Source organism: Mycobacterium florentinum (assembly GCF_010730355.1).
Taxonomy (GTDB): Bacteria; Actinomycetota; Actinomycetes; order Mycobacteriales; family Mycobacteriaceae; genus Mycobacterium; species Mycobacterium florentinum.
This window is the reverse complement of record NZ_AP022576.1, coordinates 5,760,361-5,785,073: the sequence shown is the minus strand read 5'-3', so window position 1 is coordinate 5,785,073 and position 24,713 is coordinate 5,760,361. Positions and strand designations below refer to the sequence as shown.

The window sequence follows — 24,713 nt, the reverse complement described above, 5'->3', positions numbered from 1 at the left end:
TCCTCCACATCCAACCAAATAATCACGATTTCTAATCTACGTTAAACTAACATGGCGGTCGCAACAACCGCCGACGACAGGGAGCAGACCATGGACCTTGGACTAGCTGGCGCGCGTGTGGTGGTTACCGGAGGCGCGTCGAACATCGGGCGTGGGATCGTGCATGTGTTCGCCGAAGAGGGTGCCCGGGTCGTCATCAGCGACATCGACAAGTCGCAGGCGGAGCGGGTGCGCGACGAGGCTCAAGCCAAGGGTGCGGGCGCCGTGGAAGTCGCGATTGCCGACCTGACGGCCCCCGGCGGAGCCGAAACCGCCATCGGCGCCGCCCTGGACAACTGGGGTGGCATCGATGTCCTGGTGAACAACGCGGGGTGGAGCGGACAGGGATTCATCGCCGCCGAGACCGACCGCGATCAATGGCAGCGCACCATCGAGGTAAACCTCTATACCGCCATCGCCGCCACCCAGGCGGCGATCGGCCCGATGAAAGACGCCGGTGGCGGCGCGATCGCGTTCATCTCCAGCGACGCCGCGTTCGGCCAGATCCGTACCGGCGTCTACGGGACGTCGAAGGCCGCCCTACTGGCCTTGGCGCGCACCGTGGCGCGTGAACACGGCCGGCACGGCATCCGATCCAACGCCATCTGCCCCGGCCTGGTGATCCCCGAGGGCCCCGAGGCGGTCGGCGAATCGAGTCTGTGGGCCGGCGAAGACCAACTGTTCAACGACGACCAGATCGACTACATGGTGAAGGGCACTCCGCTGCGCCGTCTGACCACTGCCGAGGATGTCGGCCGGGCCACCGCGTGGTTCTGTTCGCCGACGGCGGCTCGACAGGTGACCGGGCAGATCATCTCGGTCAGCGGCGGCTCCACGATGCCCTAGGCACGCCGCCCTCGGCCGGCCGCTATTCCGCGCCGGGACTACCGAAATACTCCTGACCGGGCGGCGGGCGATACCCCTGCGCCGAGTTCCGCAGCTGCGGGATCTGCGCGGGACACAGATTATCGACCGCATACGAGACCAGGTAGTTCGCCGCGAACTCGTCGTTGGGTGTGACGTCGTTCTTCACATCCCCCATCAGTTGGGGGTAGCCCTCGCCAGCGGTGACCTTGTTGCAGATCCCGTAGCCGTAGCCGATCGCGTCGTTGTTCGGAAAGTTGTAATGCCGGCGCACTGAGACGTTGTACACGTACTCCACCTCGGGCGCCGGCTTGGCGTGTGCCGGCGGTGCCAGCGTCCCCGCGACGCCCCAGACGGCGACAGTTGCGGCTACCAGCGAAGTGCGACGCTTCATGGCTGACATCCTTTGTGGTCGTGAGGGCGGAGCGCTCGTTGAATCAGCATCAGATTCAAGGAGTCGAATTGTCAAGGCGTCATCGGCCGACGAAGTTGGCGGCACGGTCTTCCTTGAATGCGGCAATACCCTCGAGCAGGTCGTCGCTCATCAGGGTGTGCTCTTCGAGCTCGAATGCCAGCTCGACCACTTCCGCGGCCCGCAGCGATGTCACATGATTCAGCGCGCGTTTGGTGCCCTGGACTGCCAGCGGCGCCAGACCCGCTATCCGCCTTGCGATTTCGCGAGCACACGGCAACGCGTCGTCAGGCTCATCGACGAGGTCGGTCACCATGCCAAACTGGTAGGCGGTGGCCGCGTCGAGTGCGTCACCAGTAAGCAGGTGACGCCGGGCGCGCAGCATCCCGGCCGCCTGCGGCCACACCAGACAACCGCCGTCACCGGCCACCAGCCCGACTTTCACATGGGTGTCGGCCAGCTTTGCGCTGCGCGCCGCCACCACGATGTCGCACATCAGCGCCACCGTTGCGCCCAGTCCAATCGCTGGGCCCTGCACCGCCGCAATGATGGGCTGGGGCAGTTCAGAAAACGACCGCAGCAGCTTCAACCCTGCGTCGACGGTTTCGCGTCGCGCATCGGCGTCATCGTGGGCCGCCTGCATCAAGGCAAAGTCTCCCCCAGCGGAGAATGCCTTTCCCGTCGAGCCCAACACGATAGCGCGAACGCTCTCGTCTTTAGCGAGATCTTCGAGCACGGCCGCCAATTCGACCTGGGCCTGATTGTCGAACCGATTCAACAGCTTTGGACGAGCCAGCGATATCTCGCAGACGCCGGCGCTTGCGGTGCCTACCGATAATGTTTCGAGGCTGGTGCTCATCAGGCCTTCCCCCGTATTATTAAGATCAACAAGCTCATAAATCTACATGATCGAAGGTGATACCTAAAGTGGCATTTGTCGACGCCGATGGCGGGGTGCGGATTCACGTTCAGGACCTCGGCGATGGGCCTGCCGTGGTGCTGATTTCGGGCTTCGGCCTCGACCACGAGCTGTGGGATCGCCAGGTCCGGGTGCTCACCGAGCGCGGATTTCGTGTCCTATGCGTGGACCAACGCGGTCACGGGCTGTCCGACAATCCACTGCAGGGCTACGACATCGACCGGCTCGCAGCCGATCTCGTCACCGCGCTGCAACGGCGCGACGTGCGGACCGCGACGCTGGTTGGTCACTCGTTCGGCGGGCAGGTGGCCTTTCGGGCCGCCGCGACCGCACCCGAATTGATCGCGGCATTGGTGCTGGTGGGGTCAAACGGCGTTCGCGCCAGCCGAAGCGCAGACTTCCCCTTCGGCGGGCCGCCCGAGCCACTGCTGGCGGGAATGGTCGCCGACGAGCACACCAACCGGGTGAGCGCCCGATACCGCACGATCGCCTCGGCATTCGCGCACGAGCCGGATCCGCGAACGGTCGATTGGCTGGTCCGTTGCTCGCTTCGGATGCCCTCCTGGGCCGCCGTGGCCTGCTACCGATCGTTACTGACGACCGATCTGCTGGCCGACATCCCGCGGGTGGAGCAACCGGTGTTGCAGATCATCGGTACCAACGACCCCGTGCACTCGGCAAAGGGGGCCCGCTGGCTGCAGGAACAGCTGAAGAACGCCGCCCTCGTTGAGATTCCCGACTGCGGGCATTACCCGATGCTCGAGGCACCGGACGTATTCGAATCCGCGCTGCTGGATTTCGTCAGCGCTTAGCGGCGGCTTCCAGTTCCAAGGCCCCGATCGATGCCAATGCCATCTGGGCCAGCAGCTCCTCGGCCTGCTTGGCACGCCGTCCTCCAGGTGGGCGCAGCGCTTCGGACAGCAGCAGCAACTGCACACCCCGTGTGGCCGTGATGATCTCGTCGGTTGAACGATCGGGGAAACACCGCTTCAGGCAATCGATCCACCGCTGATTGATGCGGCGATGCCGGCGGTCGTGTTCCCGGCGATAGCGCTCGGCAAGTGAGCGCTGATCGCGCAGCCAAATGGACACCAACCGCTCGTGACTTTTCGCCAGCCCCACAAATGCGCGCACCAGCTTGTTCAGCTCGGCGATGGGATCCTCGTCGGGCTCGCCAAGACGCACCAGAATCGTGTCGAGGGTCTTGTCGAAAAGGGCCGCCAAGATCGCATCTTTGCTGGGAAAGTGGCGGTAGATCGCCGACCCCGTGGTGCCGGCGACCTTGCCGATCTCGTCGACGCCGACTCCGTCAAAACTACGTTCAAAGAACAGCTTCTCGGCTGCTGCCAGGATCTTTTCGTCGGGCGTCACGCTAGCAGCCTCTCATAAGCCGAGGCTCTGGCCGATGATTACCTTCATGATTTCGCTGGATCCGCCGTAAATCCGGCTTACCCGGCCATCGAGATAAGCGTTGCCCAACCTGGAGTCGGCGAGCAGCGCGGTGGACGGGTCAGCGATTGCCAGACAGCGATCCACCACCCGGCCCTGCAATTCGGTGCAGTACAGCTTGGCGATCGCGGCGTCGGCGCCACTGAGCCGGCCCTCGACGTGGCGCAACAGCGCCTGGTCGATGAGCGCTTGGCCCGCCGCCACCTCGGCCGCGCACTGGGCCAGCGTGAACTTCACGTCCTGGCCCGGACCTGCGCCGCGTGGGTGATCCTCGAGCGCCCAGGAAAGCGCGGCGGCGGCAGCGGCCTGCGAATTCACCGCAATCGACAACCGCTCCTGCGCGAGGTTCGACGTCAGATAGGTGAACCCGTCGTTCTCCACCCCGAGGAGGTTTTCGACGGGGACCTGCATGTCGATGAACGAGATCTCGGCGAGATCCTGTGCACGCAGTCCCAACTTGTCCAGCTTGCGGCCACGAGCAAAGCCGGGTGTGGAGGTTTCCACGAGCAGCAGGCTGATCCCGCGCCGACCCGCGTCCGGGTCGGTCTTGACCGCCAGAATCACCAGGTCAGCGGCGGCGCCATTGGAGATGAACGTCTTGGCGCCGTTCACCATGTAGTGATCGCCGGACCGGCGGGCCCGCGTCGACATCGCCTTGAGATCGGACCCGGCTCCCGGCTCGGACAGGCCCAGCGCGACCACCACGTCGCCGCGCGCCATCCGGGGCAACCAGGTGGCCCGCTGTTCGGCAGAGCCGTGGTGCAGCAGATAGGGCAGACAGATATCTGTCTGTACGCGCAAACCACCGATGGCCAGGCCTCGTGCCTGGATCTCTTCGGTGACGACCGCACTGTGCCGATAGTCCGAACCAGGCATGCCGCCGAACTGCTCGGGGACACCAATCCCCAAAATGCCGGCTTCGGCCGCGCCGTGCCAAAACCGTCGCGACGGCTTGCCATCAGCCAGCCAACTCGAATATTCCGGCACCACGTCGTCGTCGAGGAACCGGCACACCTGGTCGCGGAACTGTTCTTGCTCCCGGGTGAAAACCGATCGTGTCTGCGCGAGCGTCACTTAACGGAAATCCATCCAGTGGCCGTGCGGAGTCCACCCGAACGCGAACGGCAGCTCGATCGTGCAGATCGGCCCCTTAGTAATGTCATCGGTGTCGAAAATCAGGTACTCACTGCGCTTCTCGGCCCACCACGAGACCGGGACGATCACATAACCGTCGCCCTCCGGCGAATCTTTGTGGCGTGGCGCGAAGCTCGCCTCCAGCACTGCGGCCGGCTGTCCGTCGCGGATCTGGTACACCTGGTCCGACAACGTCTCCATGTCGGTGACCACCAGGCTGTTCATCGACATTCCGTTGCGTTTGACCACGCCGCCGACCTGATAGCCCCACCGGTAACCCTTGCCGAAGAACCGCTCGTCGACCTTGGGCAGCTCGCTGGGCCGGTCCGATAGCAGTTCGCTGGTGGTGTCACCGGTCGCGAGGTCGACCGTCCAGCGGCCGAGCCTGCTGGAGGCGATCGAGAAGAACAATGCGACCTCGTCGCCTTCCGCGAAATCCTGTTCGAACGGGAATGGCGGCCGGTTGAAGATCGGTGCGTCCAAGAGCAGCTTGCCGTCGCGGACGTTGGCCTGCATCGTGTGCATCACGTACTGCGCGGGCAATCCGGTGGTGATCCACCGAATCTCGGCTTCGTGGTCGTGGCGGGGAATCAGCGCCAGGGTGATGGGCAGGTCGGTTTCCCAGCCCCAGACCCCGAGCCCCTTCGCGATACGTTCCTTGCTCACCGTGAAGGGCTGGAACGGCATCACCATCCATTCCGGGGTGAGCCAAATATCATGGGCCACAGTGTTGTACGGCGCATCCCATATTTCGCGGGAGTCGACGCGGCCGTCCGGGTGGACGGTGTGCAAGGTGACGAACGGCGCAACGTCACGGTAGGTCCAGCCGTAGAGCACGCCGGTGTCGTGGTCCCATTTCGGGTGCGCGGCAAAGGAGCAGTCGCCGAACGCCACCGGCTCGTGCAGACCGGGCGACAGCGCCGGCGACCAGTCGACGATGCCCTTGGTGTCCAACGTGATCGGGTCGATGGCGATCGGGGCGCCGCCCTGCTCTCCGGACACGACCATGTGGCCCGCGAACGGGAACACGTTGATGTTGTTCGTGCCCTGCGGGGTGTGCGCGTTGTGACGGTCTCGTTCCACGTCTCCATACGCGAAGTCGCGCCAGTCGTGGAAACCACCGTCCGACCAGGCGAACATGCCGCGTTGGTGCTTCTCCTCCAGCAGGTACTTCGGTGTCCGTACCCAGCGGTTGCGGAAGTCCGCACGCCCGTTTTCGAACGTGATGGCCTGGACCATTCCGTCCATACTCAGCAACGGGTTGGTGCCTTGTTTGGTCGGACGCTTCCAGGTGGGCCCCACCCGGTAGTAGCCACCGGCGAGGTCTTTGGGGATCTCACCCTGACTGACGATGCATTCCTCGACGGTCGCCTCGAACCGCATTGGCGCGAATGGACCTCGAAGCGCCGTCTCTACCGGCAGCGGATATCCCATGACGCTCCTTTTCAACCCCAGACCGACTGTATCAGTGGTATTCAACCATCGTAAACGACCGTTATCTCAGCCGCCGAACCGAGAACCTCCGTACGGCCGTGATGCCGACCGGGCGAGGGCGACCCCACGAACTGTCGAAGCCGTAGCAATGCCTGATGATGGCGGTGTTGACCGGTCAAAAACCCCCGCCTACCATTCGAAGCGAATCGAACCATGGTGACGACAAGTCCCGGACGACGCTAACCTTCTTCGACGCGAGCGGTCGTTCTGCAAAGGAGCTGAGATGGACGCGGTGGGACTCACCGACGAGCAACGGGACTTCGCCATTGCCGTGCGCGACTTTTGTCGCAAGGAATGCGGCACCCGCGAGCAGCGCGATGCGTTGACCGATAACGGCGCCGAACAACACCACGCTGGTCTGTACCAAAAGCTCGCGGAGACAGGCTATCTCGGAGTTTCGATTCCCGAAGAATACGGCGGCAGCGGGGGTGGACTGACTGAACAGGTCATCTTGTTCGAGCAGCTTTGGCGGGGCCTGGCGCCGGTCCACGGAGCCGGCAGCTCCCATACCGTCGCCGGCATCTACAAGCGGTTTGCCACCGAGGAGCAAAAGAAGGCCGCACTGGGCGCCATCTGCTCGGGCAAGGTGATGTCGATCAGCATCTCCGAACCGGGCGCCGGATCGGATGCGGCCGGCGTCAGCTGCAAGGCCGAGAAGGTTGACGGCGGCTGGCGGGTGCGGGGGCAGAAGACCTGGTGCTCCGACGCACAGTTCGCGACCACGATCCTGGTGGTCGTGCGCAGCTCGCGGGGTGTCCGGCCGCACGACGGCCTGACGCTGCTCGAAGTGCCTGCCGACACGGAGGGCCTACAGATCCGGCCAATCTCGACGATGGGCGGCAGCGAGGTCAATGACCTGTTTTTCACCGACGTCTTCGTACCCGAATCGGCGGTGGTGGGCACCGAGGGCAATGCGTGGAAGCAGATCATGGCCGGACTGAACGGCGAGCGGCTGGTCTGCGCGGCACAGGGCCTCGGCATGGCGCAGCGGGCCTTCGACGACTTGCTGGCCTACGTCACCGAGCGCGAACAGTTCGGCGTCCCGATCGGGTCGTTCCAAGCGCTGCGGCATCGCATCGCCGACCTGGCCATCGAAATCGAATCAGCACGAGCACTCACCTATGCAACCGTGCAACACATCGAGCACCAGATCGGCACCCCCGAGGAGTGGGTCCGGGCGACGTCGATGTCCAAAGTCAAAGTGACCGAAACCGCTAAAAAGGTTGCGCTAGAAGGCGTTCAGATGATGGGAGGCTACGGCTACAGCACCGAATTCGACATGGAGCGACACCTGAGGCTCAGTATCGCGCCCACGATCTACGCGGGAACCAACGAGATCCAGCGCGACATCATCTCGTCCACATTCGGCCTGCGCCCACCGCGCTGACCTGGCCTTTCGCATATGACACCCGACACGTTATGGAGCGACTATGACGCTTGACACGTTCCGTACCCACAAACCATAATTGAGACTGCTTAACTCATAATCCGTAGGGGGCGGATCGGCCCGAGTGCCCCCGAAGCCTCTTTGTGTTTCTCGATTAGGAGTCGATAGATGACGACGGCAAAACCCGACATCCGCGTTCTGGACGCCGACACTTACGCCAACGGCGACCCAACGACGTTCGGGCTGCCGTTGGACCAGTACGCCTACCTGCGCGATGAGGCACCCTGCTACTTGCACGAATTCAACGACCCGATGCTCATCGACCGCGCCTGGATCGTGAGCCGCCACGACGACATCTGGGCAGTCGACCGAAATTCCGAGCTGTACGCCGCCGACCGCGGCGGGGTGAACATGTGGAAGGTGACCCCGCTCGACCCCAAGGTCGGGGGCAAGCCGGCGATGCTGACCATGGACGGCGCCAAGCACCGCACCCAGCGTGGAGTGATGAGCAAGGCGTTCACGCCCGGGATGGTCAAGAAGCTCGAGGACAAGTTTCGCGAGTACGCCGTCAACATCGTCGACGCGGCACTGGAAAAAGGCACTTTCAACTTCGTCACCGACATCGGTCACGCGATGCCGATGGAGGCTCTCGGTGACGTGTTGGGCGTCCCCAGCGGCGACCGGGAGAAGTTCTTCGCCTGGGTCGACACGTTCGCGGCGCCATTCGATACCCGCATCACCCCCTCGTTCGAGTACGTGATGCAGGCCATCTTCGCCCTGCTCGGCTACGCGGTAGAGCTGGGTGAGGTCAAGCGCAACGAACCCGGCGACGACGTGATCACGCAACTGGTTCAGGCCGGGGCTGACGTCATTTCCGAGGACGAGCTGATGGGCAACGTGGCGTTACTGGCCTCCGGAGCCGCCGAGAGCACCCGCACCGCGCTGAGCCACGGCATGCACGAGCTGATGCGCAACCCGCAACAGATGGCCTGGCTGCGCGAGCACGCCAACGACATCCCAGGCACCGCGATCCAGGAAATCGTGCGCATCGCAACCCCGTTCACGCACCTGGTGCGCACCGCCACCGCCGATCACGAGTTGCACGGTCAACAGATCAAAGAAGGCGATATCGTCCTGATGCTGTTCGCCGCGGGCAATTTCGACGAGCGCGCCTTCGACAATCCGAACGCCTTCGACCTGTCCCGCGAGAAGAACCCGCACGTCAGCTTCGGCCGCGGCCCACACCAGTGCCTGGGCAAGCACGTCGCGGGGCTGGAGATGAAGATCCTGATGGAAGAGCTGTTGCGACGCACCAAGGACATCACCCCCGCCGGTGACATCAGCTACATCCGCGACGCCTATTCACGGGGCGTGTACGAGCTGCCTGTCACCGTCACCCCCGCCTGAGCAACGGGACTGACGCGCAATGAAGGTCATCGTCGACACCGATCGCTGCGAACTGCACGGGGAGTGCACGATCGCCGCACCCGACGTGTTCGAAATCGAAGACGACAAAGAATGGGTAACGGTGCTCGACGCTCAGCCCGGCGAAGATCGACGCAAGGCGGTTGAGGAAGCCGCAATGATGTGTCCAGTTGCTGCGATTCGTATAGAGGACTGACGTTGACTACTGCGAAGACCCCACCGAAAAGCCGGCCTACCAAGTCCGCCGACGCTTCGGTGGTCGAGGTACACAACCCCGCTGACGGTTCGGTCGCCGGAGTGGTTCCGAACGTGCCGGCCGACGAGGTGGCGCAGCTCGCCCGCGACCTGCGATCGGCGCAGCCGGCGTGGGAGGCGCTCGGCCCGCGCGGCCGTGCGGTGTATCTGCGGCGCTGGCTGGATTGGATCGTCGACAATCAGGACCGCATTCTGGGCCTGGTTCACCGCGAGGCCGGAAAATCCTGGGGCGATGCCCAGATCGAGCTGCTGGTGTGCATGGAGGTCATCAACTACTACACCAAGCACGGCGAAGAGTTCCTCGCCGACGAAACCCGTCGCCCGCACGGACCTGCCTCGGCGACCAAGGGCCTCCGCATCCGTTACCGCCCTTACGAACTCGTCGGCGTGATCTGCCCCTGGAACTATCCGCTGGGAATGCCGATGCTCGACGTGCCACAAGCGTTGATGGCCGGGGCGGCCGTGCTCACCAAACCGTCCGAGGAAACCCCGCTGGGCTGGGCCGAGGTCGTGCGTGGCTGGAGCGAGATCGGTGCGCCTCCGGTGCTGGGTTGCGTGACGGGCCGAGGCGAAACCGGCAGGGCGGTTGTGGACGCCGTCGACATGGTGCAGTTCACCGGATCCACCAAGACCGGCCGCCAGGTCGGCATCCGCTGCGCCGAGCGACTGATCCCGGTCAGCCTTGAACTGGGCGGCAAGGACGCAATGATCGTGCTGTCCGATGCACCGTTGCCGCGGACCATTCGCGGGGCGATTTGGGGTGGACTGTTCAACTCGGGTCAGTCCTGCGTTGCCATCGAACGGATCTATGTCGAGGCGCCGCTGTACGACGAATTCACCACTCGGCTCGTCGAAGAGGTCAACAAGCTCCGCCAAGGCCACGACGCGGCCGGCAGCTTCTCCGCCGATATCGGCGCATTGGCCAACGAAGCCCAGATGGCGATCGTCGAGCGCCACGTCAAGGATGCGGTGGACCGCGGGGCGCGCGTCCTCACCGGCGGAAAGCGAGCCGAGCGCGGCCTGTTCTACCCGCCGACCGTGTTGGTGGATGTCGACCACACCATGGCCTGCATGCGCGAGGAAACGTTTGGGCCGCTGCTGCCGATCATGAAGGTCTCGAGCGAAGACGAGGCCATCACCATGGCCAACGACACCACGTACGGCCTGGGTGCCAGTATTTGGACGGCAAGCCAGGATCGCGCCGAACGAGTCAGCCGGCGCATCGAAGCCGGCGGGGTCAACATCAACAACGCCATGATCCATGTATTCCAATTTCCGCTGCCGATGGGCGGCTGGAAGGAATCCGGCCTCGGTCACCGGATGGGCGGAGCCGACGGCATTCGGAAATACTGTCGCACACAAGCGGTGGTCAGTGAGAAGGTCAGCATACCCACCGAAACACATTGGTACCCTTACTCATCGCGCAAGGCGCGGATCGTCAGCGCAGTGCTGCGGCTGGTCGAGATGCACGACTGGCGTCGTCGACTGGGGCTGCGGCCGAAGTCGTGACGGAGACCCCAACCACAGGCCCGCTCGCTGGGCTCAAGATCATTGAGCTCGCCGGAATCGGTCCCGGGCCTTATGCGGCAATGCTGCTGGCCGATCTGGGCGCCGACGTCGTGCGTGTCGAGCGTCCGGGGCCTCCCGCCAGCACGGTTCCCCCCGAACAGGATGTGTTGCGGCGCAACCGCCGATCGATAGTAGTAGACCTGCGTGAGCCAGAAGGCGTGCGCACCGTGTTGGCGCTGGCCGCCCAGGCCGACGTGCTGCTGGAAGGTTTCCGGCCGGGCGTCACAGAACGCCTCGGACTGGGTCCGGCCGACTGCTGGAACGTCAACCCGCGACTGGTGTACGGACGCATGACCGGCTGGGGTCAGTCGGGTCCGTTGGCGTCGGCCGCCGGCCACGACATCGGGTACATCGCGATCACCGGGGCGCTGGGATCGGTGGGTCGTGCCGGCGAAGCGCCGGTACCACCGGTGAACCTGGTCGGTGACTTCGGTGGTGGATCAACGTTTCTCGTCATCGGCGTACTCGCCGCAGTGTGGGAAGCCGGCCGCTCCGGCCGCGGTCAGATCGTCGACGCGGCGATCGTCGACGGCGCGAGCTCGCTGACCGCGCTCCTACACGGACTCATGGCCGCCGGGCAGTGGGTCGATCGGCGGGGGCACAACTTCCTCGACACCGGCGTGCCCTGGTACGACACCTACCGCACCGCCGACGACCGGTGGATGGCCGTCGGCGCGTTGGAGTCCAAGTTCTACGCCGAATTCACCCAGCTGCTGGGGATTTCGGACGACCTCGCCGGGCGCGACGACCCCTCGACGTGGCCCCAATTACGCGAGGCGATCGCACAAGCATTCGCGACCCGGACCCAGGAGGAGTGGGTGGCGGTGTTCGAGGGCACGGACGCCTGCGTGGCGCCCGTGTTGTCACTGACCGAGGCCGCCGGCCATCCGCACCTGGCCGCGCGGGACACGTTCATCGAAGTCGGCGGCGTGACTCAACCGGCGCCCGCCCCCCGGTTCAGCAGAACAGTTCCGCGACGTCCGACGCCGCCTCCCCCTGTCGGTGCCGACACGGCGGATGTGTTGCGCGACTGGATGATTGCCGAGGACGGTGTCGCCCCGCAAGGCGGCGGTCTGTAGCGGCGGGGCGACCTGCCGAGCACTTCTGGCTGGTGCGCCCCCAATCGATGAGTCAGATGCCGAGCGCTTCGAAGCTGTCGAGATCGTCGATCGCGGTAGCAATCCGCTCAATGATTGTCAGACAGACGTCCACGGGCTGCATCTTTGGCTGGTAGAACGCCCGCCCAATGGTGAACGCCCACGCGGAATACGGGTAGAAGAGACACTGCCGGTAACGCAGCCAGGCTTCATCGAAGCCGGGCGCTTTTCCGCCCGCACCATCGAGCCCTTCCAAGTAGAGTTCGAGCAGATCCCTCTCCCACTTGCGGCGATCGTCAGGCTCACACGCCGAGCTGACAAAGTATGCGTAGTCGTAGGCCCAGCCCCCCTGCATTGTGGCCTGCCAGTCGCCGAGACCCATCCGGCCGTTGCCGGTGATGTATGTCTGGCCGGCGTGACTATCGCCATGCAATAGCGTTGGCGGCAGGACCTCCGTCAAGATCTCCAGGCTCTTCTTGGTACCTCTCCACAGTCGGTCAGCCTGACCATACAACTGCGCGGGAATGACGCTTTTTGCACGCTCCATGCCGACAGCGCAACGACGTTCGAAGTCTATGAACTGTGCGACGTTGTTGAAGTGGTCGGTCGGGTTCTTCAGAATCTTCAACTCGGGTGCCTCCCACCAGACGCCGTGGTAGGCGGCCATGTTGAGCAGCACGTCCTCGACCTGGCCACGCGTCAGTGGTGTGGTCGGCCGGATGAATTGCGCGCCCTTGGTGACAGCGACGTCTTCCATGAGAATCATTGAACGCCATGAAGACTCGTCTACACCGCCCCAATATCCTTTGGGAGCTTCCATCGTGACCGCGGGCCGAAACTTCTGATAGAAGTTGGTCTCGCCGTGAAGGACCTCGGCGGCGCCGAGCACGAGACGCTGGCTCAATTGCGCCGTTGTTTTGGTGAACAGCATTGTCGGCAAGCCGGCGTCCTGTCCCGCCGCGTTGTAGGTCACGCGCAGTGCGGTTCGGGTGGATGTGCCGACGCTGCCTCCCGGCGTCGCGTATGACGTGACACGCGCACCTGGATGCTCGTGGCAGAGCACGTCGGTCAACCACTGTTCATTGAGTTCGGTCCCGTTGCGTGGGACGTCGGCACGCGAGCGCAACTCCGGTGGCCGGAATCGTTCGCCGATCATCTGCGCACCGATTGACAAGGCCCGCTTGGCAAGCCACAACTTGTAGTTTGCGGGCCGGAGGTTGCTCGATGCCGACATGGTGTTGGCTCCTGTCAATTGCGCTGCCCTACGAACGTAGTCCCCAGGAACGTTATTTTAGATATTTATTGTCTCATAAATGAGGTTATTCCCGTGCTGAACCAGTCCAGCCTGATGCAAGAGCCAAGGGTCCCGGGCTAGGCCAGATTCAAGTCCAGTAGCCTCCGCTCGTCTTTGGCGATGAGTTTCATCACCACCATCGACATGACCACCATCCAGACGAAGAAGTCGACCGCTACAACCCAAAACGCCAAGATGCCGTTGTACGCAAGCGGACCCGTCTTGAACAGACCCATGAAGCTGGCCGGCGCCATGCCCATCGCGGCATAGATGTTGTAGAACGCCACCCAGCGGGGAAACGTCGGTTCCGGGTTCACATCGCGAAAGATTGCGATAGCGATGATGACCATCAGGATGCCGAACGGCGGCCAGGTGTACAGGAACAGAAAGAACCCGAGATCGTTGAACGCTTGAACGATAGCCGCGTCCTCGGCACGGAACGCCATCACCGTCCACGCCACCGCGATAGTCGTAATCACGGCCGCTCCGCCGCCGACGTTGGCCAGAGCTGCGAACGTGAGTAGCGGCACCCGCTCCATACGACGGATATAGAGAATAATCGGTGCGGCCCACGTCACCCAGAAGGACCAGAAGAAGGTCACCAGTGCCGCGCCGATGAGTATCGAAGTCTGATACTCGCTCACCAACTTGAGCGTTTCCTGTTTGGTATTGCTCGGCGATGGCGGCGGAACCATATGCATCAACCACCCGAAGCCGACAACGGTCATCAATACCAGAACCAAACCGGACCAGACGAACAGTCTCATGACCACCGTGTCAATACGGAAAGACGCAAGCCAGCCAGTGTGTGGTGACTCCGGAAGCGCGGTCCCGCGCAGTTCTGCCGCCGTCATAACCTTCGAATCCTCCCTGTCTCGCGCCAGGCCATCGGCCAATTCGAGGCTTCAAACGGACTCCATTAATGAGTGCCACTAGCTTAGATCAGAAGTGACACTTTCGATAGAGCAAGACGTCAAAAGCGGATCCTGGCAGAACGATCAGTGGATCACGACAAGTTCTGCCGCCGGATACAACGTTCAATTCGGCACTGCGACGGGGCGTATCCCCACCGTCGATCAGTAGGATCGGGGCAACCCGAGAGAATGCTCGGCAACGAAGTTGAGGATCATCTCCTTCGAGACCGGTCCCATATTGAGCATGCGCACCAGCCAGAAGTACGGCGCGAGCTGGTACTCATAGGTCACACCATTGCCGCCGTGCACGGAAACCGCCGCATCGAGGGCCTCCAAACCGGCCGCGGCGCCGAGGTATTTGGCCATATTGGCCAATTCACCGACCTCGGCACCGGAATCGTAGAGTTCACAGGCGCGGTTGGCCACCAACTGCGCGGCTTGCAGGTGGATGTGCGCGGCGGCGAGCGGATGAGCGACCGCCTGATGCGCGCCGATCGGCTGATCCCACACCCGCCGCCGGTTGGCGTAGGCGACCGCCCTGTGCAGGGCATAGTGCCCGATCCCAGTACAGATCGAACTCGTCAAGATCCGTTCGGTGTTGAGTCCGGTGAAAGCGACTGCCAGCCCTTTGTTTTCGGACCCAACTAAGTTTTCGACCGGAACTTGGACACTGTCGAAGAACACTTGATGGCTTTTGTCCGGCTGGTTCATAACCGTCCGGATGGGCGTCCACGACAGACCGGGCGTGTCGGCTTCGACCATGAAGACCGACAGACGCCCACGGCCGCTGCGTTCATCGACGCCGGTGCGTGCCACGACCATCACCCACTGTGCCGACTCCATGCCGGTGATGAAAACCTTCTGGCCGTTGATGACGTAGTGCTCGCCTCGGCGGCTGGCCACGGTGGAGATCCGGTGGGCGTTGGCTCCGGCATCGGGCTCGGTGATCGCGAACGCCAACCGCGTTTCGCCGGTGGCCACCCCGGGCAGCCATCGCGACTTCTGCTCTTCGGTGGCACTGCGACTCAAAATGGTCCCGGTGACTCCCGCCGAGAAGAGCATCGCCTGCAACGGGCAGCCAGCAAGAGCGGTTTCCTGAACGACAATCGCCAGCTCGCGCAGCCCCAGTCCCCCGCCACCGTATTCCTCGGGCAGATGCACGCCGAGATATCCCTTGGCGCCCAATGCATCCCAGAGTTCGGCGCAGTTGGCGCCGTCGTCGACCTGCTGTTGGTAGTAGGCAGGCCCGTACGAGCCGGCGATTCCGCCGACCGCGTCGCGAATCGCCTGCTCTTCTCGTTCGGTGGTGAACATGGTGCCCGTGTCAGCAGTCATTGACCTTCAATCCTCTTCGCCGAAAGCGGCGTCTACGCGAACAGTTCGGCGGCCTCCGAGGAGGCTGTCACTTCGTGGTAATCGTTCGCGTCGAATTCGTTTATCCGGTCCCAGTATTCGATGTACTTCCACGGACCGGTGACCACGATGCGTCCGGCGTCATTGCGATAATAGGTCGTCATCCCCTTGTGCGACCAGATGCAGTGCGACAACGCTTCGTCGAGCTCTTGGTTGTACCGTTCGAACACGCCGCGGTCCACCTCGACGGTGGCAATCTCGTTGACCAGCAGATGACGAATCGCCTGCATGATGTAGCGGACCTGAAATTCGGTTGCGTGTATCGCGCTGCCGCCGTGTCCGGCATTCGTGTTCGGGCCGTTGACGATGAAGAAATTCGGGAAATCCGGAACGGTCACCCCGAGGTAAGCGCGGGCATCATTGGCACCCCACTGATCCCGCAGCGTCTCGCCGGAATTTCCGATGATGTCCATGGGCCAGAGGAACTGCAGCACCTTGAAGCCGGTGGCCAAGACGATCACATCGGATGGCACTTCAACCCCCGAGCGAGTCACCACATTCTCGCCGTCGACCCGCTCCACCGCCTCGGTGACCAGCGTGACATCGTCGCGGCACATCGTCTTGTACCAGCGGTTATCGATCAACGGACGCTTGCCGTAGGGCGGATAGTCCGGCAGGCAGGCGTCGATCAGATCGGTCCGATCGCCGAGCTGTTCGGTGATGTATTTGGTGAGAAATATCCGGTGGCGATCGTTGGCCTCGTTGACTGCGCGCTCCGGATGGGGCCAGTCCGGATCGATCCGCAGCGCCGAATGCAGCCTGTCACTGAAGTTCCAGAACGACCGGAGCCGATACCATTGGATGTAGAAGGGCACCTCGTTCATCAGGAAGCGGACGGACTCTTTGACCGCGCGATGGTAGTTGGGGTGCGGGATGGCCCACTGCTTCGACCGCTGGAAGACGGTCACATGACGCGCTGTATCGACGATGGATGGCACCACTTGCATTGCACTAGCGCCATTCCCGATCACGGCGACGCGCTTGTCGGTCAGGTCGACCGAGGTGTCCCATGCCGCGGTGTGCATCACCGGCCCGGGGAAATCGTCCAGCCCGGCGATGGGCGGAATCGAGGGCCGGTTCACCATGCCTACGGCAGTGACCAACACGTTGGCCGCGAGCGTCTCGGTGTCGCCGTCGGGGGTCTTGATCTCGATCTGCCATGTCGCATTGGCGGTTTCGAAGTGTGCGCGCACCACCTCGGTGCTGAATCGGATGCGCCGCTTGACATCGGCTTCGGCCGCGACGCGCTGGATGTAGGCCTGCACCTCGTCGCGCTTGGCGAAGTAGGTGGTGATATCCGGGTTCGGCGCGAACGAGAACGCGTAGAGGTGGCCGGGGGTGTCCACACCACAACCGGGGTAGACGTTCTCCAGCCAGGTGCCGCCCAGGTCGGCGTCTTTCTCCAGGACGACGAAGTCGACCCCGGCAGCCGCGAGTTTGATCGCCATGCAGATGCCGGACAAGCCCGCTCCGATGATGGCAACCCGAAAGTCGCTGGGGATTGACTCGGCGGGTATCTCGATGTCGCGTGAGATGAAATCCATTTCCTCCGAGAGGAGTTCGCCGTACTCAAGGGGCACCTCCTCGACCATCGCGCAGCCGAGCATGCGCGTCACCTCATCCGGGGACGGGGTCACTGGTTCAAGACGGCCTTCGTAGTACGCGACGACTGCCTCTAGCGCCGAAGCCCGCACCTCTGCCTGAATTTCAGGAGATAAACCGCCGGAGTCGTTGTCGTCCAACGGCTTTCCGCGCAGGGGCCGAAATGGCGGGCTGGTCCACTTTCCGTCACCGGTGAGATGCTGTAAGACAAGCAGCAGCGTAGGAAGATTGGCATCTTCCAGCGCTACCCGAAGCTTCTCAACCCAGTTTGGAATTCTCTCCCAGGGCACCGACACGGCAGTGGTCATGAACGTTCCTCCGCCTCCGACTTCTGCGTCACGACAACCGGTCAACGCCCGACGGCGAAACCTCTCGTGGCAGTGTCGTCTCTTTTTGAACTATCGCGTCTCAATATAGGACAAATATCGCGGTCGGCGCAACATCTGCTGTCGAATCATCGTGCGAGAGCCCGTTCGCCGACAACATCGTCATTGCCGGCCAAAAAGCACCCTGAACTGCAAGATCAGATCGGGGAGCTACGAGTATGAACTCAGTCCCCAGAGAACGACCGTGCGCACTGTCGTCGACTAGCGGGCCGTGGTGCGCCGGCGCCGCGGCGCCGCGGACTTGCGACTACCGTTCTCCGCGGGCACATACCCCAACCGCAGCAGCCCAATTGCGTGGTCCGCGATCTCATCTGCGGTGATCTTTTCCTTGGGGCGATACCACCGCGATACCCAAAGGATCATCCCGAGGATCAATCGGGTGGTGACGACAAGATCGCCTTTTTCGATATTGCCGGCCTCCATATTGTCGGCGACCACCGAAACCCACAGCTTCTCGAATTGCCGGCTCCATTTGTGCCAACGCTGGACGACATCGTTGGGTAGGTCACCGCCGTCGAAGAAAACAGGCATATAGCTGCGCATTTGCACCGCCGCTTCGGACTGCAGCCGGACCATCTCTTTGAGCCGCTCGCCGGGATCGGCAATATTGCGGATCGCGGCTTCGACTCGCTCGGTGATCTCGCGGGTACTGCGCTCGAAGAGTATGCCGAGCAGATCCTGCTTGGTCGGGACGGTTCGGTACAGCGTCGCGCGGGATACCGACAATTTCTCCGCGGTGTCAACGATGGAAACCGCCTCGTACCCGCCCGAATGGAACAGCTCTGCCACCGCGTCCGCGACGGCGTCCCGGTCGATGGTCAGGCGCGGTCGCCCGCGTGGGCGGCCGTTGGTCCTACCGTTCACATTTTTCGGCACTGAACTCCCTTACAGTTGTGCCTAGTTTAGAGGCTACATGTCGCACAATGTGGAATGTCGAGCTCACGGCGACATCAGGCGAAGACGAACATGCCTGTCAGCAGCCCTAACAGCGCCACGCAATAACCCTCAAAAAGGCCGCGCAGCGGGCGCGGAGCCATCTTCAGCTCCATGAAATAGAGGCCGACCAGGCGGACCTTGAAGATCGCGACAACGAAAATTGCCAGGCTTGCCGGCAGATGATGTCCCTCGCCGAATCCGTGGTCAGTGCCCAATGCCCACGACACGACAGTCAGCGCGCACAGCACAAACCAGACAAGCGAGGCGTTGGTCCGTACCACCGAATTCACGTTCACCTCACCAGGAAGATCAAAGGGAAAATGACGATCCACAGCAGATCGACCATATGCCAAAAGCACGCGCCACCCTCAAAGAAGGCCATATGTGTTTTGGTCGGCTCCGGCTTGCGGGCCAAGGTCGACAGGACCGTCAGAACGATCAGCCCGATGATCACGTGCGCCAGATGCAGTCCGGTCAGCACGAAGTAGTACATGAAGAATTCGTTGGTGCTCGGGGTGATCCCGGCCGCTACCTTTTCGTGATACTCAAAGGCTTTGATCCCCACGAAGCACGAGCCCACCAGCGCGCCGGCCAGGGTCAGTGGTCGCGCCAGGTGGCGCTGTTCGGGACGACGCAAGGCGCGGGTGGCGAACACCACGAGAATCGAACTCGTCAGCAGCACGAGGGTGTTCGTCGCACCCAGCGAGCGGTTGAGTGCCCCCTGGGACTCCGCGAACAACCCCGGCTTACCGGCCCGCTGGTGCAGATACACCGCGAACAAGACCGTGAACACCATCATGTCGCCGAAGAGCAGCACCCAGATCCCCGGCTCGCCCGGCACATGACGTTCGGGGGTCTGTGACCGGCTACGGTCGGCGTCGTCGGCGGACCGCGCCACCCCGATCACATCGGTCACTTACACATCCTTTGCTGTCAGTGCAACAAGCTCATCTTTGAGATAATGCGTCTCAATAGTAGGCAACCAGCAGCCCGTTCGTCAACGAACTCTACTGCCATGAACGATCACTCACATCAGAATTGATTTTGTTGCACCCGATCTCGTAGCGTGACGATGAGTGTTCGTTCCCGCGAAACCGCGCGGCGCAAAACGTTCCGAGTGATCGCTGCTCCCCCACTATCCAGCCGCGGCCGCGGCCGAGAAAGGAACGGATTGACGTGGATCGCGTCCTGCTTGAGGTCGACAGCGGTGTCGCCTTGATTACCGTCAACGACCCAGACCGGCGCAACGCGGTGACGGACGACATCTCCGCTGGTTTGCGCAGTGCGGTCAACACCGCGCAAAACGATCCGAACGTGCACGCCGTGGTCGTCACCGGTGCAGGCAAGGCGTTCTGCGCGGGCGCGGACCTGTCCGCTCTCGGCTCGGCCGCCGAGGATGGATTGCGGCGCCTCTATGACGGCTTCCTCGCGGTAGCCGACTGCACGCTGCCGACGGTGGCGGCGGTCAATGGGCCCGCTGTTGGCGCCGGGCTCAACCTGGCACTGGCCTGTGACGTGCGGATCTCTGGGCCGGCAGCGCTGTTCGACGCGCGATTCCAAAAGCTCGGCATCCACCCCGGCGGAGGCATGACGTGGATGTTGCAGCGCGCTGTCGGACCTCAGGTGGCCCGCGCCGCGCTGCTGTTCGGACTGCGTTTTGACGCCGATGCCTCGGTCAGCCACGGCCTGGCGCTCAAAGTCGCCGATGATCCCGTGGCTGCGGCCCGAGAGCTGGCCGCCGGTCCGGCATCGGCGCCGCGGGAGGTCGTGATCGCGACGAAGTCCACGATGCGGGCGACCTACAGCCCGGGCAGCCTGGACAACGAGCTGCACGTGGCGGCCGTTGCCGTCGAGTTGGGCCCACAGGCCACCTCGATCCAGGCACCGGAGTTCGCGGAACGCCTCGCCGCGGCACGCCGCAAGTAGTCGTTCGCTACGTTGCGACCGTCGCGCCGCTGCCGACACGCAGCTGGGCGCAGAGTTCGATCATCGCCGCCAGAACCTCCGGCTGTTCCTCAGGCTCCATGATCGACGGTGCCAGGTCGCTGGGCGCGATGTAGTCCGCGCCGGCATCTACCCATGGCCGTAACTGCGCGGCGACTTCCTCCGGTGTTCCCATCAGCCAGGACTTTTCGATCATCTCCGGTGTCACGCGGGCTACCACGTCGTCGACCTCGGCCCGGCTCATTTGATGCGGCAGCATCCGTAGGGCGTAATGCCAATCCTCGGGGAAGATGAGATCGATTCCTTCGCCTTTCCACGCGCCGTGGTGAAGCCGCCCGAATGCAGCCGTCATCCACTTGGTGATGGGGTTGTTCACGAGGCGTTCGCGCTGATCGTCGTTCTGGTAAAGCAGGACGAACGGCCAGAAGCCACAGGTGAATGCCTGCGGATCACGGCCCTTGCGCTCGAGTTGGGCGCGGATTTCGTCCACTTGCGACGCCCACTGGTCGGGGCTGGCGAATGCGCTCGGGACCATGCTGATGAACCCGTCGGCATGGGATGTCGCAATATCGATCAACTGCGGGCCGCCGCCAAGCGCCCAGAGCTTGGGAATTTTGGGGAAGTGGCTGCCGATCCAGGCGCCGTCGTAGGTCCAGTGTTTGCCCTCGTGGTCGATGAGACCGTCGGATGCGAGCATCTTGCGGACGATCACAAAGATGTCCTCCATGCGGGCCAGGCCCTGAGATCGCTTCCACCCGAACGGCTTACACTGCTTGAGCTCACCGGCCGCAAACTGCAGTGCCACGGTGGCGGGGGTCGCCGCGGCCAACGTCAACATCTGCTGCAACAATTCGGCCGGACCGTTGCGAACCGCGTCCAGCGTCGTGGTGATGTTCAACCGAGTGGTTGCGTTCGCGGCCAGCACCGCCACCATGGCGGCGTTGTAGTAGGAATCGCAGTCGGCGGTGAGCCGGGCCATCGGCGTGACGTCAGGTCGCCACAGCGCCTGAGGAAGGAAGCTCACCAGCTGATCCCAGGTCTGGAACCAATCCACGACGCCGGTGGCTTCCAGCTGGCTGGCGAACTCCGCACCGGCCTGTGGCGGCAAGTACCGGCTCGGCCAGTAGTTCACGCCTACTTCAACACTTCTGGACATGCGTGGTTCCTTTCGCATTTGTCTTCAACTGCCCATTACCACCCGATCGCGATTGCGCCCGGTGATTGCGTCCAATGAATCGAGATCCGCTGCCGCCTGGCAGGTTCGGCGCACACTCTCCAGCGTGACGTCCCTCGGCTGCATCTCGGGCTGCAACCGGTAACGCCCAATGGTGACCAACCACATGAACATGGCGTGGAACATCTGTTGCCGATACGCCAGGAATGCGGCCCCGGCGGTGGGAACTCGGCAGCCTGCCGCGGTCAGCCGATCGAAATAACGGGCGAGCAAGTCTCGCTCCCACGCGCGGCGGTCCTCCACGGTCAGATGCGTGGCTAACGCGTAGGCGACGTCACGGGCCGCTCCCCCGCGCACCGCACACTGCCAGTCGTACAGGCCCATTTGGTTATCGCCTGTCACATACCAGTTTCCGGGATGCACGTCGCCGTGCAGCAAGGTTTGCGGGCCCTCGATATTGATCTTCAGCGATCTCATCAGTGCGTCCGGTACTTCTTTGCGGCGGCGAAAGAGCTTGGTGGGTATCACCTCTCGCGCACGTGAAAAGCCCACCAGGATCCGCTTGGGAGCATTGATGGTGATGTTCAACCGCGCCATCCACTCATGCGAGTCGAGCAGCCAGTGGCCGAAACGCCGGTGCAGCGCAGTGCCCCAGAATGGGGCGTGGAGCGCAGCCAGCGTGTCGATCAGCTGCCCGGCCTGTGCGCGGTCGAGCTGGCGCGTGAGGATCGTGCCGAAATGCGCTTCCCTGGTGCGCGATACGTCGTCGATGATCAGCAGCTGACGACTGGTCGCGGGGTCGTACGCCGAGTACCGAGTGGCCGGAGCCTCGATCGGGAGTTCGGCGCGCAGCTGAGCGTAGAACGATGCCTCGATCTCGCCCAGCCCCACCGCCGCCGACACCAGCCGCGTCATGAATCCAGGCCCGGACTTGGTGAAAAGCCATTCGTTGAGACCGGCCTCGCGACCGACGTCGTCGAACTCCACCCGCAACGTTCGTCGCGACGAGGTTCCGTCGCTGCGTGGACCGAGGCTGTGGCCCAGAACTTTCGCACCCGGGGTTCCCCGGCACAGGGCCAGCGTCAGCCATTCGTCGGTGAGGTGCTCCGGCGTCGGCGGAACCTCCCGCAGCGTGACGGGACGCGGATTCGTGATGCGCTCGTTGGCGACGTGGTAAGCGATCCGAGTCGCGAGTGTGGCACGTGCCAGGCGAGCTTGAACGGACACGGTGTGGCCGCGTCAGGCATTGATCCGCGCGAATGCCTGCACCATCGACCGGAACGCGTCCTCGCTTGACTCCTGATCGATCGGCGGCACGTACGGCGTGTGCAAGACGATGTGCGGCAGCACGCCGTCATAAGCGGCGAGTTGACCGGCCACCTCGTCGGGGGTACCGGCGACCGAAAATGCTTGCAGCAACGCGTCGGATGCCGCAGTCGCCAGCGCGGCGGGTCCGTCCTCGAGGAGCCGGCGCAGCACATAGTCGCGCTCCTCCTGCAGTCCCATGAACTCGACGACGACAGAACTCACCGGATAGGCGACATAGTTGCCGACGTTGATGCGGGCCCGGCGCAGCGCTTCGTCGCGATCGCGCGACACGCTGCAAATCACCAGCGCGGTGACGTCGATGTCCGACGGGTCTCGACCGGCCTTCGCGGCGCCCGCAGCGACATTGGGCAGAACATGCTGTTGGACAAACGACGGTGTAGGCAGGAATCCGAACACCCCGTCTGCCACTTCACCGGCCAACCGAAGCATCCCCGGCCTCAATCCCGCCAGATAAATCGGGATCTGCGGGCGCACCAGATCACGGGTGCCCCAGGGGTTGAGCGGCGGGCTGGATGCGCGGTAGATCTCGCCCTGAAAGTCGAACGGTTCGTCCGTCTCGAAGTGCCGCCAAAGTTGGCGCACCACATGAACGTATTCGCGAATGCGCTTGAGCGGGCGGTCGATCTCCGTACCGTTGAAGCATTCCATCCAACCGGCGCCGCCGGTGCCCAGACCCAACAGCGTTCGCCCGTTGGACAGCTCGTCGACATCCGCTGCGGCATTGGCCATCTCGTAGGGGGTGCGCGGTGCAGCGGTCGCGATCCCGGTGCCCAACTGAATCCGCGACGTCGCCCGCGCGTTGAGCGCATGAGTAATAAACGGGTTTCGGTAGAACTCGTAGTCCCAGACCGAATCGAAGCCCGCATCCTCGGCCAGCGCGGCGAATTCGGGGTAGCGCTCGTAGGGCTGATTGAGCATCGGCAGCGATACTCCGACGCGACTGTGGGCGAATAGCGTCATGACTGCGCTCCTCGGATTGACTTCATTGTGCAATCGTGTGAGAACGATCGTTCACACGTCTACCATATCCGGTCGGCGAGGAAAAGCCATACCCTTCGTGCCCGGCGAATGCGATTGATCGCGACGGTGGATCGAGGACTACCGGGGCGCGTCGGGGAGGATCTCGGCGGCTTGGCTTCGCCTCGACTCGGATCGTTCGGAGACCGCACCAGGATCCGCCCGCCGAGGTTGAGCAGTCCCGCGGCAATGCCGTGAGGGCCACCCTGCGGACGCACAAGGAAAATTTGAAGCGACGTTAAATGGCAGCCGGGTGCCGGTTATCGCGACGCGGGGAAGTCAACACCGACGTCGGTCGATTGCGGTTGCAACCGGGTGGTCACCGGCATGCCAGGGGGTCAAGCCAGCGACGTTTCTGCTGGTTAGCCGCGAGAGCCAGTGATCACCGCGGCTCAGACGTGCGCTAGTTCGAGCCGTAGTAGGGCGGCGGGTACTGGCCCCTGGCGAGCCACGCGAGCGCCGCAATGCCGTATTCCAGCTCGTCACTCGCGTCGTAGTCGGGGTACTGATCCATGTGTGATCACCTTTTCCGTACTGCTTTGGCTTCGCCTCAACCTAACAAGCTCGAGTGTAGGCCTTCTATCGTGGCGAGCGAAAGATCGTTCGCGCATCCGACGACATCATGTTCGACGCCGACGGCGCGCCCGATGATCTCTACCA

General features: G+C 63.2%; 23 protein-coding genes and 1 pseudogene. 8 read left to right on the top strand and 16 right to left on the bottom strand.

Translation table 11 applies throughout. The annotated features are described in order from the left end of the window. Positions 1 to 90 precede the first annotated feature (90 nt). Complete coding sequence (locus G6N55_RS27310; protein ID WP_085221711.1) at positions 91 to 885, top strand: SDR family NAD(P)-dependent oxidoreductase; 795 nt, start codon at positions 91 to 93, stop codon at positions 883 to 885. A gap of 22 nt (positions 886 to 907) precedes the next feature. On the opposite strand, the gene G6N55_RS27305 is transcribed toward G6N55_RS27310, so the two are convergent. Together G6N55_RS27305 and G6N55_RS27300 are read right to left on the bottom strand one after the other, a co-directional pair. Next, positions 908 to 1,306 (bottom strand): DUF732 domain-containing protein, encoded by a 399-nt coding sequence (locus tag G6N55_RS27305; protein ID WP_085221390.1) that lies wholly within the window; start codon positions 1,304 to 1,306, stop codon positions 908 to 910. Between the two features lie 70 nt (positions 1,307 to 1,376). Next, the gene (locus G6N55_RS27300) at positions 1,377 to 2,174 is read right to left on the bottom strand and encodes an enoyl-CoA hydratase/isomerase family protein (RefSeq protein WP_085221389.1); all 798 of its coding nucleotides are present in this window, start codon (positions 2,172 to 2,174) and stop codon (positions 1,377 to 1,379) included. A 68-nt stretch (positions 2,175 to 2,242) separates the two neighbouring features. Here G6N55_RS27300 and G6N55_RS27295 point away from each other — a divergent pair, with 68 nt between their 5' ends. Beyond that, positions 2,243 to 3,046, top strand: a complete 804-nt coding sequence (locus G6N55_RS27295) for an alpha/beta fold hydrolase (protein ID WP_085221388.1) — start codon at positions 2,243 to 2,245, stop codon at positions 3,044 to 3,046. Here G6N55_RS27295 and G6N55_RS27290 read toward each other — a convergent pair. Genes G6N55_RS27290 through G6N55_RS27280 form a run of 3 tightly spaced genes read right to left on the bottom strand, consistent with a single transcriptional unit; the run spans position 3,036 to position 6,200 of the window. Beyond that, positions 3,036 to 3,605 (bottom strand): TetR/AcrR family transcriptional regulator, encoded by a 570-nt coding sequence (locus G6N55_RS27290; RefSeq protein ID WP_085221387.1) that lies wholly within the window; start codon positions 3,603 to 3,605, stop codon positions 3,036 to 3,038. The genes G6N55_RS27295 and G6N55_RS27290 overlap by 11 nt on opposite strands. Positions 3,606 to 3,617: 12 nt before the next feature. After that, positions 3,618 to 4,757, bottom strand: a complete 1,140-nt coding sequence (locus tag G6N55_RS27285; RefSeq protein WP_085221386.1) for an acyl-CoA dehydrogenase family protein — start codon at positions 4,755 to 4,757, stop codon at positions 3,618 to 3,620. Next, entirely contained in the window at positions 4,758 to 6,200 is a 1,443-nt protein-coding gene (locus G6N55_RS27280; RefSeq protein WP_139826751.1) for a carotenoid oxygenase family protein, read from the bottom strand. It lies immediately after the preceding gene. Between the two features lie 334 nt (positions 6,201 to 6,534). On the opposite strand from G6N55_RS27280, the gene G6N55_RS27275 reads away from it, so the two are divergent. From G6N55_RS27275 to G6N55_RS27255, 5 genes are all read left to right on the top strand, one after another. Then, entirely contained in the window at positions 6,535 to 7,698 is a 1,164-nt protein-coding gene (locus G6N55_RS27275; protein ID WP_085221384.1) for an acyl-CoA dehydrogenase family protein, read from the top strand. A 168-nt stretch (positions 7,699 to 7,866) separates the two neighbouring features. Beyond that, positions 7,867 to 9,105, top strand: coding sequence for a cytochrome P450 (locus G6N55_RS27270; protein WP_085221383.1), 1,239 nt, complete (start codon positions 7,867 to 7,869; stop codon positions 9,103 to 9,105). A 19-nt stretch (positions 9,106 to 9,124) separates the two neighbouring features. Further along, on the top strand, positions 9,125 to 9,319 hold the full coding sequence (locus G6N55_RS27265) for a ferredoxin (protein WP_085221382.1): 195 nt from the start codon (positions 9,125 to 9,127) through the stop codon (positions 9,317 to 9,319). A gap of 2 nt (positions 9,320 to 9,321) precedes the next feature. Continuing rightward, positions 9,322 to 10,887 (top strand): aldehyde dehydrogenase family protein, encoded by a 1,566-nt coding sequence (locus G6N55_RS27260; protein ID WP_179968103.1) that lies wholly within the window; start codon positions 9,322 to 9,324, stop codon positions 10,885 to 10,887. Next, positions 10,884 to 12,026 (top strand): CaiB/BaiF CoA transferase family protein, encoded by a 1,143-nt coding sequence (locus tag G6N55_RS27255; protein ID WP_085221380.1) that lies wholly within the window; start codon positions 10,884 to 10,886, stop codon positions 12,024 to 12,026. Before G6N55_RS27260 ends, G6N55_RS27255 begins: the two co-directional genes overlap by 4 nt. A 52-nt stretch (positions 12,027 to 12,078) precedes the next feature. Here the strand turns inward: G6N55_RS27255 and G6N55_RS27250 are convergent, their stop codons facing one another. The 7 genes from G6N55_RS27250 to G6N55_RS27220 all read right to left on the bottom strand — a co-directional run bounded on the left by G6N55_RS27250 (position 12,079) and on the right by G6N55_RS27220 (position 19,505). Then, positions 12,079 to 13,278: a phosphotransferase gene (locus G6N55_RS27250; RefSeq protein WP_085221379.1), complete on the bottom strand. Its 1,200-nt coding sequence runs from the start codon at positions 13,276 to 13,278 to the stop codon at positions 12,079 to 12,081. Positions 13,279 to 13,415: 137 nt separating this feature from the next. Then, a complete protein-coding gene (locus tag G6N55_RS27245; RefSeq protein ID WP_139826750.1) occupies positions 13,416 to 14,192 on the bottom strand; it encodes a hypothetical protein in 777 nt (258 codons plus the stop codon). Positions 14,193 to 14,414: 222 nt separating this feature from the next. Next, positions 14,415 to 15,587, bottom strand: a complete 1,173-nt coding sequence (locus G6N55_RS27240; protein ID WP_085221377.1) for an acyl-CoA dehydrogenase family protein — start codon at positions 15,585 to 15,587, stop codon at positions 14,415 to 14,417. Between the two features lie 32 nt (positions 15,588 to 15,619). Further along, the gene (locus tag G6N55_RS27235; RefSeq protein ID WP_085221376.1) at positions 15,620 to 17,575 is read right to left on the bottom strand and encodes a flavin-containing monooxygenase; all 1,956 of its coding nucleotides are present in this window, start codon (positions 17,573 to 17,575) and stop codon (positions 15,620 to 15,622) included. Between the two features lie 279 nt (positions 17,576 to 17,854). Beyond that, positions 17,855 to 18,517: a TetR/AcrR family transcriptional regulator gene (locus G6N55_RS27230; RefSeq protein ID WP_232078846.1), complete on the bottom strand. Its 663-nt coding sequence runs from the start codon at positions 18,515 to 18,517 to the stop codon at positions 17,855 to 17,857. Positions 18,518 to 18,603: 86 nt separating this feature from the next. Continuing rightward, positions 18,604 to 18,879, bottom strand: coding sequence for a cytochrome C oxidase subunit IV family protein (locus tag G6N55_RS27225; RefSeq protein ID WP_085221710.1), 276 nt, complete (start codon positions 18,877 to 18,879; stop codon positions 18,604 to 18,606). A gap of 2 nt (positions 18,880 to 18,881) precedes the next feature. Next, entirely contained in the window at positions 18,882 to 19,505 is a 624-nt protein-coding gene (locus tag G6N55_RS27220; RefSeq protein WP_085221374.1) for a cytochrome c oxidase subunit 3 family protein, read from the bottom strand. A gap of 260 nt (positions 19,506 to 19,765) precedes the next feature. On the opposite strand from G6N55_RS27220, the gene G6N55_RS27215 reads away from it, so the two are divergent. Beyond that, positions 19,766 to 20,515: an enoyl-CoA hydratase gene (locus G6N55_RS27215; RefSeq protein WP_085221373.1), complete on the top strand. Its 750-nt coding sequence runs from the start codon at positions 19,766 to 19,768 to the stop codon at positions 20,513 to 20,515. Positions 20,516 to 20,522: 7 nt separating this feature from the next. On the opposite strand, the gene G6N55_RS27210 is transcribed toward G6N55_RS27215, so the two are convergent. The 4 genes and pseudogenes from G6N55_RS27210 to G6N55_RS29985 all read right to left on the bottom strand — a co-directional run. Beyond that, the gene (locus G6N55_RS27210; protein WP_163667536.1) at positions 20,523 to 21,689 is read right to left on the bottom strand and encodes an LLM class flavin-dependent oxidoreductase; all 1,167 of its coding nucleotides are present in this window, start codon (positions 21,687 to 21,689) and stop codon (positions 20,523 to 20,525) included. A gap of 24 nt (positions 21,690 to 21,713) precedes the next feature. Then, positions 21,714 to 22,934: an aminoglycoside phosphotransferase family protein gene (locus G6N55_RS27205; RefSeq protein ID WP_232078845.1), complete on the bottom strand. Its 1,221-nt coding sequence runs from the start codon at positions 22,932 to 22,934 to the stop codon at positions 21,714 to 21,716. A gap of 12 nt (positions 22,935 to 22,946) precedes the next feature. Continuing rightward, positions 22,947 to 23,996 carry an LLM class flavin-dependent oxidoreductase gene (locus tag G6N55_RS27200; protein ID WP_085221371.1) on the bottom strand — a complete coding sequence of 350 codons (1,050 nt, stop codon included), beginning with the start codon at positions 23,994 to 23,996 and terminating at the stop codon, positions 22,947 to 22,949. A gap of 460 nt (positions 23,997 to 24,456) precedes the next feature. Beyond that, a pseudogene (locus tag G6N55_RS29985) lies at positions 24,457 to 24,567 on the bottom strand (CAP domain-containing protein); the annotation flags it as partial. Positions 24,568 to 24,713: the final 146 nt, after the last annotated feature.

Excerpts from the sequence above, each read along its gene's own strand:
- G6N55_RS27310 (WP_085221711.1), top strand. The coding sequence starts at position 91 with ATGGACCTTGGACTAGCTGGCGCGCGTGTGGTGGTTACCGGAGGCGCG.
- G6N55_RS27305 (WP_085221390.1), bottom strand. The coding sequence starts at position 1,306 with ATGTCAGCCATGAAGCGTCGCACTTCGCTGGTAGCCGCAACTGTCGCC.
- G6N55_RS27300 (WP_085221389.1), bottom strand. The coding sequence starts at position 2,174 with ATGAGCACCAGCCTCGAAACATTATCGGTAGGCACCGCAAGCGCCGGC.
- G6N55_RS27280 (WP_139826751.1), bottom strand. The coding sequence starts at position 6,200 with ATGCGGTTCGAGGCGACCGTCGAGGAATGCATCGTCAGTCAGGGTGAG.
- G6N55_RS27275 (WP_085221384.1), top strand. The coding sequence starts at position 6,535 with ATGGACGCGGTGGGACTCACCGACGAGCAACGGGACTTCGCCATTGCC.
- G6N55_RS27270 (WP_085221383.1), top strand. The coding sequence starts at position 7,867 with ATGACGACGGCAAAACCCGACATCCGCGTTCTGGACGCCGACACTTAC.
- G6N55_RS27265 (WP_085221382.1), top strand. The coding sequence starts at position 9,125 with ATGAAGGTCATCGTCGACACCGATCGCTGCGAACTGCACGGGGAGTGC.
- G6N55_RS27250 (WP_085221379.1), bottom strand. The coding sequence starts at position 13,278 with ATGTCGGCATCGAGCAACCTCCGGCCCGCAAACTACAAGTTGTGGCTT.
- G6N55_RS27245 (WP_139826750.1), bottom strand. The coding sequence starts at position 14,192 with ATGACGGCGGCAGAACTGCGCGGGACCGCGCTTCCGGAGTCACCACAC.
- G6N55_RS27240 (WP_085221377.1), bottom strand. The coding sequence starts at position 15,587 with ATGACTGCTGACACGGGCACCATGTTCACCACCGAACGAGAAGAGCAG.
- G6N55_RS27235 (WP_085221376.1), bottom strand. The coding sequence starts at position 17,575 with ATGACCACTGCCGTGTCGGTGCCCTGGGAGAGAATTCCAAACTGGGTT.
- G6N55_RS27210 (WP_163667536.1), bottom strand. The coding sequence starts at position 21,689 with ATGTCCAGAAGTGTTGAAGTAGGCGTGAACTACTGGCCGAGCCGGTAC.
- G6N55_RS27200 (WP_085221371.1), bottom strand. The coding sequence starts at position 23,996 with ATGACGCTATTCGCCCACAGTCGCGTCGGAGTATCGCTGCCGATGCTC.